The sequence below is a fragment of the Nakamurella sp. genome, assembly GCF_048594475.1.
Classification (GTDB): Bacteria; Actinomycetota; Actinomycetes; order Mycobacteriales; family Nakamurellaceae; genus Nakamurella.
Genome location: NZ_JBMDXT010000083.1, coordinates 1 through 10,377 on the forward strand (window position 1 = coordinate 1; position 10,377 = coordinate 10,377).

Genomic DNA, 10,377 nt, shown 5'->3' on the forward strand with positions numbered 1-10,377 from the left:
TGATCCGGCTCGGCATCACCACCGCGGGGGCGTTCGCCGCGCTGCCGCCGGACAAGGTGGCGACCCGGTTCGGCGCCGACGGGGTGCGCGCGCACCGGCTGGCCCTGGGCCGGCCGGAACGGGGGCTGTCGCGCCGGCAGATCCCGGCCGAGCTCGTCGTCGAGCAGGAATGCGATCCGCCGCTGGATCGGGTGGACGCCGCCGCGTTCGCCGCGCGGGCGCTGGCCGAACGCTTCCACGCCCGGCTCGCCGACGCCGGGCTGGCCTGCACCCGGCTGGTCATCACCGCGGCCACCGATCGGGGCGCCACCCTGTCCCGGACCTGGCGCTGCGCGGCGCCGTTGACCGCCGCGGCCACCGCGGACCGGCTGCGCTGGCAGCTCGACGGCTGGCTGACCCACCGGCGCGAGCCCGGCGCCATCACCCGGCTGGTGCTCGAGCCGGTGGAGGCGGTCGGCTCCGGGCGCATCCAGTACGGCCTGTGGGGATCCGACGGGCAGGACGACCAGCGGGCCGGCTGGGCGTTCGCCCGGGTGCAGGGGCTGCTGGGCCCGGAATCGGTGCTGTCCCCGGTGCCGGCCGGCGGGCGCAGCGCCCCGGACCGGGTGGCGCTGGTGCCGTGGGGCGACGAGCGGGTCAGCCCGCGCGATCCCGCGGCGCCGTGGCCCGGGGCCATTCCGGCTCCGTCCCCGGCCCGGGTGGGGACCGGGAGCGTCACCCTGCTCGACGACGCCGGCGGCCCGGTGCGGCTCACCGACCGCGGCCTGCTCACCGGCTCGCCGGCCCGGCTGGACGGCCGGCGGGTCGACGCCTGGGCCGGGCCGTGGCTGCTGGACGAGCGGTGGTGGGCCGGCGGCGAGGTGACGGCCCGGCTGCAGGTGGTCACCGACGACGGCGCCGCGCTGCTGGTGCGTGGCACCGGCGGTGACGGTGACGGCTGGCGGGTCGAGGGGGTCTACGACTGATGGGCTGGAACAACCCGAACGTGCCGTGGAGCGAGCTGGAACGGGCGCTGTCCGGCCGGCCCCCCGGCCCCGGAAAGGGGCCGCTGCAGGCGATCCAGCACTGGCAGCGGCACCGGCCGGACCCGCCGCCGACCCCGGCCGGCCCGGCCACCCGCGTGCCCTACGCCGAGCTGCACTGTCATTCGGCGTTCAGCTTCCTGGACGGCGCGTCCACCCCCGAGCAACTGGTCGCCGAGGCGGTCCGGCTCGGCCTGACCGCACTGGCCATCACCGACCACGACGGCCTCTACGGCATCGTCCGGTTCAATGAGGCGGCCCGCGAGGCGGGGCTGCGCACCCTGTTCGGGGCCGAGCTGTCCCTGGGCCTGCCCGAGCCGCAGCTGGGTGTGCCCGATCCGGTCGGCGAGCACCTGCTGGTGCTGGCCCGCGGGCAGGCGGGATACCACCGGTTGTCCACCGAGATCAGCCGGGCCCAGCTGGCCGGCCGGGAGAAGGGCCGACCGGTCTACGACCTGGACGCGCTGGCGAACGCGGCGCAGGACCAGTGGCTGGTCCTGACCGGCTGCCGCAAGGGCGCGGTGCGGCGCGCCCTGGCCGGCGGCGGCCCGGACGCCGCCCGCCGGGCGCTGGGCGGCCTGATGGACCGGTTCGGCCGCGGCAACGTCGTCGTCGAGCTGACCACGAGCCTGCTGCCCACCGACGACGAGAACAACGACGCGCTCGCCGCCCTCGCGCACGAGCTGGGCCTGCCGGTCGTGGCCACCACCGCGGCGCACTACGCCGCCCCCGCCGACGGCCGGATCGCCGCCGCGATGGCCGCGGTACGGGCCCGGCGCAGCCTGGACGAGGCCGACCCGTACCTGCCGCCGGGGTCGGGGGCGCATCTGCGGTCGGGCGCGGAGATGGCGCAGCTGTTCGCCCGTTACCCGGCGGCGGTGCCCACCGCCGCGGCGATCGGCGAGCAGTGCGCGTTCGACCTGCGGCTGGTCGCCCCGAAGCTGCCGCCCTACGACGTGCCGCCGGGCCACGACGAGAACTCCCACCTGCGGGCCCTCACCATGGCCGGTGCCGCCCGGCGGTACGGCCCCCCCGAGCAGCGGCCGGACGCCTACGCGCAGATCGAGAAGGAGCTGGCGATCATCGCCGCCCTCGACTTCCCCGGCTACTTCCTCATCGTCAACGACATCGTCACGTTCTGCCGCGACGCGAACATCATGTGCCAGGGTCGGGGGTCCGCGGCCAACTCGGCGGTCTGCTACGCGCTGGGCATCACCGCCGTCGACGCGGTGCGCTACGAGCTGCTGTTCGAGCGCTTCCTGGCCCCGGAACGGGACGGACCGCCGGACATCGACGTGGACATCGAGTCCGACCGGCGGGAGGAGGTGATCCAGTACGTCTACCGCACGCACGGTCGGGAACGGGCGGCCCAGGTCGCCAACGTCAACACCTACCGGCCGCGGATGGCGGTGCGGGACATGGCCAAGGCGCTGGGCCATTCGCCGGGTCAGCAGGACGCCTACTCCAAGCAGCTCGACGGGTGGGTCCCGCTGGCCGGTCAGGACACCGGCGGTATCCCCGGCGACGTGCTGGCGCTGGCCGCGAAGATCCAGGACTACCCGCGGCACCTGAGCATCCACTCCGGCGGCATGGTCATCTGCGACCGGCCGGTCTCGCAGGTCTGCCCGGTGGAGTGGGCGCGGATGGAGAACCGGTCCGTCCTGCAGTGGGACAAGGACGACTGCGCCGCGATGGGCCTGGTCAAGTTCGATCTGCTGGGCCTGGGGATGCTCTCGGCGCTGCATTACGCGGTCGACCTGATCCGGGAGCACGAGGGTCTGGAGATCGACTTCGCCCGGCTCGACCTGGAGGAACCCGCGGTCTACGAGATGCTGCAGCGGGCCGATTCGGTCGGCGTGTTCCAGGTGGAGTCCCGCGCTCAGATGGCCACCCTGCCGCGGCTGCGACCGCGCACGTTCTACGACCTGGTCGTCGAGGTCGCGCTGATCCGGCCCGGACCCATCCAGGGCAACTCGGTGCACCCGTACATCCGCCGCCGCAACGGACTGGAGAAGGTCACCTATGACCATCCGGTGATGGAGAGGTCGTTGGCCAAGACGCTGGGCATCCCGCTGTTCCAGGAGCAGCTGATGCAGTTGGCCGTCGACGTCGCCGGGTTCGACGCCGGGGAGGCCGACCAGCTGCGCCGGGCGATGGGCGCCAAAAGGTCCACCGCGAAGATGGAAAAGCTCAAGGCCCGGCTCTACGCGGGCATGCGCACCACGCACGGGATCGAGGGCGCGGTCGCCGACCGGATCTACGAGCGGCTGCTGGCCTTCGCCAACTTCGGCTTCGCCGAGTCCCACGCGCTGTCGTTCGCGTCGCTGGTCTTCTACTCGTCCTGGCTCAAGCTGCACCACCCGGCGGCGTTCTGCGCCGCCCTGCTGCGGGCCCAGCCGATGGGGTTCTACTCGCCGCAGTCGCTGGTCGCCGACGCCCGGCGGCACGGGGTGACGGTCCGCCGGCCGGACATCAACGCATCCCACTGGTACGCCGACCTGGACACCCGGGACGGCGCGCCGGCGGTCCGGCTGGGCCTGGACGAGATCCGCGGCATCGGCACCGACCTGGCGGAGAAGATCGTGGCCAACCGGCCGGCCGGTGGCTACCGCACCCTGGACGAGCTCACCCGGGCGGTCACCATGACCGCCCAGCAGGTGGAGGCGCTGGCCACCGCCGGCGCGCTGGACGCGCTGAGCGGGTCGAGGCGAGGCGCGCTGTGGGCCGCCGGCGCGGCCGCGGGGGAGCGGGCCGGCACCCTGGACCTGCCCGAGCCCGAGGCGCCGGCGCTGCCGGGGATGAGCGACATCGAGCTGACCGTCGCCGACATCTGGGCCACCGGGATCTCGCCCGAGTCCTACCCGACCGAGTTCTCCCGGGCCCAGCTGGACGAGTGGGGGGTGAAGACCGCCACCGACCTGAAGAGCGTCGAGCACGGGACGCGAGTGCTGGTGGCCGGGGTGGTGACCCACCGGCAGCGCCCGGCCACGGCCTCCGGGGTCATCTTCATCAACCTGGAGGACGAGTCCGGGATGCTCAACGTCATCTGCTCGGTGGGGTTGTGGGCCAAGTACAAGCAGGTCGCCCGGGGGTCGACGGCGCTGCTGGTCCGCGGGGTGCTGGAGCGCTCCGGTGGGGCGATCTCGATCGTCGCCGACCGGATCGCCCGGGTGACCCTGGTCGCCAGCACCCCCTCCCGGGACTTCCGCTGACGTGCCTGGCACCATCGGCCCGGTGAGTGTGTATGAGTGAGGTCTTCGACCGGGCGTCGGTGTCGCTGATCCTGGCCGACTACGCCGTGGCCGACCAGCTGGGCAAGCTGCAGATGGTCGGCGGTGGGCTGCAGCTGATCGGCCGGGACCACACCACGGGCGTGTCGGCGGCGTTCGCGCTGGTGGTGGGCCTGACGTTCCCGCCGGAGCTGTTCAACGAGCAGTACGCCTTCGAGGTCGTCCTGGAGGACACCGCGGGCAACCCGCTCGAGCTGGCCGAGTCGGCCGCGGTGCCCGGCAGCCGGGTGATGCGGTTCGGGCAGACCCTGCAGATCGAGGAGCCGAATTTCCGCGGCAGCGGCGTGCCCCGCCGGGCGCTGCCCACCCGCTCGCACGTGGTCCTCTACTTCAACACCGGCCTGCCGCTGCCGCCCGGCCGCGTGCTGGTCTGGCGGGCCCGCATCGACGGCGAGTCCAAGCCGGACTGGACCGTCCCGTTCTTCGTTCCCGCCCCGCCGCCGGCGCCCGTCCTCGGCTGAGCGTCAGCCGCGGGCGACCTGCAGCAGCAGGTGCATCGCCAGGTCCGTGGCCCGGGCCCGGATCTGGGCCCGGTCGCCCCGCAGCACCGGGTCGCGGGCCAGCACGACGCCGTCGCCGGTGGTCACGCAGAAGCAGACGTAGCCGACCGGCTTGGCCGCCGTCCCGCCGTCCGGGCCGGCCACCCCGGTGATGCCGATCCCGATGTCGGCGCCGAAGCGGGCCCGCGCCCCGTCCGCCAGCGCCCGCGCCACCTGCGGCGACACCGCCCCGTGGGCGGCGAGCGTTTCCGCGGGAACGTCGAGCTGGCTCTCCTTGGCCTGGTTGGAGTACGCGACGGTGCCGCCGGCCACGTAGGCCGACGAGCCGGCCCGGTCGACCAAGCGGGCCACGACCAGGCCCCCGGTGCACGACTCCGCGGTGGCGACGAACCAGTCCCGGTCCAGCAGGGCCCGGGCCAGCAGCTCGTCCGTTCCGGTGCCGTCGGCGCTGATCAGCTGCTCGCCGTGGCGGGCCGCGAGCGTGTCCGCCAGCGCGGCGGCCGCCGCCTCGGCGCCCGGCTCCGGCCGGATGTCCACCTCCAGCTCGGAGTGGCGCAGGCACGTGGTCACCTCGAGCGACCCGGGCACGTCCAGCTCCCGCAGGGTCTGCGCCAGCACCGGCTCGGACAGCCCGAAGAACCGCAGCGACCGGGCCGCCGCGGCCGGCACCGCGGCCAGCAGCGCGCGCACCGGCGGCGCGGCCAGCACGGCCGGCCACATGCCCTGCAGTTCGCCGGGCGGCCCCGGCAGCACCACGATCAGCGGGCCGCCGGGCCGGCGCAGCACCAGCCCCGGCGCGGTCCCCACCGGGTCGAGCACGGTCGCCCCCACCGGCACCATCGCCTGCTTGCGGACGCCGGCCTCCAGTGCCGGATCGAGCGGGCCGGCGGGCGCGTTCCCGCGGAGCCGCGCCCACTCCGCGACGATCCGTCCGACCTGGTCGTACGTCGCCGGGTCGAGCTCCACCGGCACTCCGGCGAACCGGGCCACACAATCCACCGTCAGGTCGTCGGCGGTCGGCCCCAGGCCGCCACTGGTGATCACCAGCGCGCAGCCGGCGGCCGCGGCCAGCGCGTCCACCAGATCGTCCGGCCGGTCGCCGACCACCTGGATCCGGTCGACCTGCAGGCTCAGGCCGGTCAGCGCCCGGGCCAGCCAGGGCCCGTTGGCGTCGGCGATCGTCCCGGTCAGCAGTTCACTGCCGGTGACCACGACCGCGGCCCGGGGGCGCGGGTCACGAGGCTGCGCGGTGTCCATGGCCCGAACCCTAAGCGGGTCTGGCACGATCGGCGGAATGCGTCTGGCGACCTGGAACATCAACTCCGTCCGGGCCCGGCACGACCGGGTGCTGGCCTGGCTGGAACGCAGCGACGTCGACGTCCTGGCGTTCCAGGAGACCAAGATCGACGACGCCCGCTTCCCGTCCTCCTCGTTCGAATCGCTGGGGTACCGGGTGGCCCACCACGGCACGAACCAGTGGAACGGGGTGGCCATCGCCTCCCGGATCGGCCTGGAGGACGTGCAGGTCGGAGTGCCCGGGCTGCCGGCCTTCGGTGAGGACGGCGACACGGAGGCCCGGTCGATCGGGGCGGTCTGCGGCGGCGTCCGGGTGTGGAGCCTGTACGTGCCCAACGGCCGGGTGGTCGACGACCCGCACTACCACTACAAGCTGCACTGGCTCGCGGTGCTGCGCGACTACGCCGAGAAGCTGCTGGCCGACGACCCGCACGCGCCGGTCGCGCTGTGCGGCGACTTCAACATCGCCCCGACCGACGACGACATCTGGAGCGTCGAGTACTACCAGGGGTCCACCCATGTGACCGGGCCGGAGCGGCAGGCGTTCGCCAACCTCGTCGACGCGGGGTTCACCGACGTCGTCCGGCCGTTCCATCCGGGACCCGGCGTCTACACCTACTGGGACTACACCCGGCTGAGCTTTCCCAAGCGTCGCGGCATGCGCATCGACTTCGCGCTGGCCAGCCCGGCGCTGGCGGCCCGGGTCACCGGCGCGCAGATCGACCGCGAGGAGCGCAAGGGCAAGGGCGCGTCCGACCACGCCCCGGTGATCGTCGAGTTCCGGGACGCCTGATGCCGACGATCGTGGTCCTGGAGCACGACCCGAGCGACCCGGCCCAGCGGTTGGGCGACTGGCTGCTCGAGGCGGGGGCGGAGCTGGACGTGCGCCGGTTGCACGCCGGCGATGCGGTCCCCACGGCGACCCCGGAGGCCCTGGTCTGCCTGGGCGGCCGGATGAACGCCTGGGACGACGCCGCCACGCCGTGGCTCGCCGACACCAAGGCCCTGTTGCGCCGGGCGGTCGCCGACGGCACCCCGACGCTGGGCATCTGCCTGGGCGCCCAGCTGCTGGCCGTCGCCGAGGGCGGCACGGTCGAACCCGGTGCCGCCGGTCCGGAGATCGGGGCCTACCTGGCCGCGAAGCGGGACGCCGCCGGCGAGGACCCGCTGTTCGGGCCGGTGCCGATGACGCCCGACGTCATGCAGTGCCACGACGACGTCGTCACCGCGCTGCCCCCCGGCAGCACCCTGCTGCTGTCCGGCACCGGCTACCCGCACCAGGCCTGGCGGCAGGGCCGGGCCGCCTGGGCGCTGCAGTTCCATCCGGAGACCACTGCCGGCACCGTCCGGGAGTGGGCCCGGGAGCACGGCGTCACCGGCGGGCCGCGGCTCGGTCCGATGCTGGACGAGGCGGCGGACGCCGCCGCGGAGGTTTGGCGGGACGTCGCCCACCGGTTCGTGGCGCTGATCGCCGAGCCGCCGGTGCCCCGGGCCACGCTGCCCCTGGTGACGCGATGAGCCGGCCCGCGCTGCGCACCCCGGCCCGGTACGGGTTGCCGGACACCGACCGGGTGCGGGACGACCTGCTGCTGACCGGCCTGTGGGGCGCCGACGGCCCGGTCGCGGCGAACGAGGACGTGCTGGCCGCGGTGGCCCGGACCGGGCGGCCGGAGCTGGCGGTGTACGGGTTGGCCCGGTTGCACGAGGCCGACACCAATCCGGCCCAGCTGATGGAGGCGCTGCGCACCCAGCCGCGGTTCCGGGGCCGGCTGCTCGGCCTGCTGGGCGCGTCCACGGTGCTGTCCGAGCATCTGGCGGCCTGGCCGGAGGACTGGCACGACCTGCTGCCGGAGGCGCCGGCCGAGGAACTGGTGTCGGCCGAGGGCATGCGCCGGGTGCTGTGCGCCGCGGTCGGCGTCGATCCCGACGAGCCGCCGTGCACCGGATCCGAGGGCGCCCGGGCACGGATCACCGGCGCCAAGGCGATCGCGGCGCTGCGCCGGGCGTACCGGTCGCAACTGCTGATCATCGCCGCGCACGACCTGGCCCCGTCGGTCGAGGCGTCGCTGCCGACGACCGCCCTGCCGGCGGTCTGCCAGGCGCTCACCGCGCTGGCCGACGCGACCCTGCAGGTCGGACTGTCCGTCGCGGCCGCCGAAACCAATCCGGCCACCGACTTCCGGCTGGCCGTCGTCGCGATGGGCAAGACCGGGGCCAAGGAGCTGAACTACCTCTCCGACGTCGACGTGATGTTCATCGCCGACCAGGCCGAGGCGGCCACCCCGCTGGCCAGCCGGATGATGACCATCTGCGGCGGGGCCGCCTGGGAGGTGGACGCGGCGCTGCGCCCGGAGGGCAAGGCCGGCGCCCTGGTCCGCACCCCGGCCGGGTTCGCCAGCTACTACGAGCGCTGGGCCCACACCTGGGAGTTCCAGGCCCTGCTCAAGGCGCGGCCCGCGGCCGGTGACCCCGAGCTGGGCGAGACGTTCATGGAGCTCACCCGCCCGGGCGTGTGGTCGGCCGCGAGCCGGGAGTCCTTCGTGGACGACGTGCAGGCGATGCGGCGCCGGGTCGAGGACAACATCCCGGACAAGCACCGGGACCGCGAGCTCAAGCTGGGCGCCGGCGGCCTGCGGGACGTCGAGTTCGCCGTCCAGCTGCTCCAGCTGGTGCACGGCCGGTCCGACCCCGACCTGCGGCTGCCGGGCACCCTGATGGGCCTGCGGTCGCTGATCCGGGGCGGGTACGTCGGCCGGACCGACGGGGCCGAGATGGCCGCGGCCTACACGTTCCTGCGCCGGGCCGAGCACCGGCTGCAGCTGCAGCGGCTGCGCCGCACCCACCTGCTGCCCGACGACGGCGCCGACATGGAGTGGCTGGCCCGGGCCGACGGCTACCTGGCCACCGGCACGTCCAGCGCCGCCGACGTGTTCGTCGCCGAGCGGACGCGGCACGCCACCACCGTCCGCCGGCTGCACGAGAAACTGTTCTACCGGCCGCTGCTGCACGCCGTGGCCGCGGTCGACATGGACGAGTCGCGGCTGTCCGCCGAAGCGGCCCGCGAGCGGCTCGCCGCCCTGGGATTCCTGCGGCCGGACGCGGCCCTGCGGCACCTGGCCGCGCTGACCCAGGGGGTCAGCCGGCGGGCCGCGATCCAGCGGCACCTGCTGCCGGTGCTGCTGGACTACTTCTCCACCAGCCCCGACCCGGACGCCGGCCTGCTGGCCTACCGGCAGGTGTCCGAGGCGCTGGCCGACACCCCCTGGTACCTGCGCCTGCTGCGGGACGAGGGCTCGGTGGCCAGCCGGCTGGCCGGGTTGCTGGGCGGTTCCCGGCTGGTCGCCGACCTGCTGCCGCGGGCGCCGGAGGTGCTCAAGCTGCTGGTGGACGACAAGGACCTGCTCGCGCCCGAGCCGGAGACGGTGGCCCGCGCCCTGATGGCCCGCGCCGGCCGGGCGACCAAGGCCCAGGACGCCGTCGACGTCGCCCGCTCCGGACGCCGGCACGAGATGCTCCGGCTGGCCTGCGGCGACATGCTCGGCCTGATCTCGGTGCAGAACATCGCCCGCGGCCTGAGCAGCGTCGCCGAGATCACCATCGAGGCCGCCCTGCAGGCGGCGATCAAGCAGGTCACCCGGGACCGGGGCGGCTTCCGGGCCGCCTTCGCGGTCATCGGCATGGGCCGGCTGGGCGGGGGAGAGCTTGGCTACGGTTCCGACGCCGACGTCATGTTCGTCATGCAGCCGCTGCCCGGCCAGGACGAGTCCGAGGCCAGGGCCGACTCGCACGCCGTGGCCGACCTGATGTCCCGCCTGCTCGGCCGGCCCTCGCCCGACCCGCCGCTGGAGATCGACGCCAACCTGCGGCCCGAGGGCAAGAACGGCCCGCTGGTGCGGCCGCTGTCCGGCTACCGGGCCTACTGGACCCGGACCGCGGTGGCCTGGGAGCGGCAGGCCCTGCTGCGGGCCCGTCCGGTGGCCGGCGACGCCGAGCTGGGGGCCGCCTTCCTGGCCGCGGCCGACGAGTTCCGCTACCCCGAGGGCGGCCTGTCGCTGCGGGACGTGGTCGAGATCCGCCGGATCAAGGCCCGGGTGGACGCCGAACGGCTGCCGCGCACCGCCGACCGCACCACCCACACCAAGCTGGGCCGGGGCGGGCTGGCCGACGTCGAGTGGACGATCCAGCTGCTGCAGCTGCAGCACGCCTACCAGGTCCCGGCGCTGCGGACGCCCAGCACGCTGCCGGCGATCGCGGCCGCCGCCCGGGCCG

Annotated in this window: 6 protein-coding genes and 1 pseudogene; 6 read left to right on the plus strand and 1 reads right to left on the minus strand. The window is 74.8% G+C overall.

Annotation, left to right across the window (positions count from 1 at the left end; genetic code table 11):
* From ACOJUF_RS04300 to ACOJUF_RS04310, 3 genes and pseudogenes are all read left to right on the plus strand, one after another.
* Positions 1–965, plus strand: a pseudogene (locus ACOJUF_RS04300) (DNA polymerase Y family protein); the annotation flags it as partial.
* Entirely contained in the window at positions 965–4,234 is a 3,270-nt protein-coding gene (locus tag ACOJUF_RS04305) for an error-prone DNA polymerase (protein WP_420120633.1), read from the plus strand. The pseudogene ACOJUF_RS04300 and the gene ACOJUF_RS04305, both read left to right, overlap by 1 nt.
* Positions 4,235–4,266: 32 nt before the next feature.
* Entirely contained in the window at positions 4,267–4,773 is a 507-nt protein-coding gene (locus tag ACOJUF_RS04310; RefSeq protein WP_420120634.1) for a hypothetical protein, read from the plus strand.
* Between the two features lie 3 nt (positions 4,774–4,776).
* On the opposite strand, the gene ACOJUF_RS04315 is transcribed toward ACOJUF_RS04310, so the two are convergent.
* Positions 4,777–6,069: a competence/damage-inducible protein A gene (locus ACOJUF_RS04315; RefSeq protein ID WP_420120635.1), complete on the minus strand. Its 1,293-nt coding sequence runs from the start codon at positions 6,067–6,069 to the stop codon at positions 4,777–4,779.
* 37 nt (positions 6,070–6,106) lie between these two features.
* Between ACOJUF_RS04315 and ACOJUF_RS04320 the strand changes: the two genes are divergently transcribed.
* From ACOJUF_RS04320 to ACOJUF_RS04330, 3 genes are all read left to right on the plus strand, one after another.
* Positions 6,107–6,901 (plus strand): exodeoxyribonuclease III, encoded by a 795-nt coding sequence (locus ACOJUF_RS04320; RefSeq protein ID WP_420120636.1) that lies wholly within the window; start codon positions 6,107–6,109, stop codon positions 6,899–6,901.
* Positions 6,901–7,626: a type 1 glutamine amidotransferase gene (locus tag ACOJUF_RS04325; RefSeq protein WP_420120637.1), complete on the plus strand. Its 726-nt coding sequence runs from the start codon at positions 6,901–6,903 to the stop codon at positions 7,624–7,626. Before ACOJUF_RS04320 ends, ACOJUF_RS04325 begins: the two co-directional genes overlap by 1 nt.
* A partial coding sequence (locus tag ACOJUF_RS04330) for a bifunctional [glutamine synthetase] adenylyltransferase/[glutamine synthetase]-adenylyl-L-tyrosine phosphorylase (protein WP_420120638.1) occupies positions 7,623–10,377 on the plus strand: 2,755 nt, incomplete at its 3' end. The genes ACOJUF_RS04325 and ACOJUF_RS04330, both read left to right, overlap by 4 nt.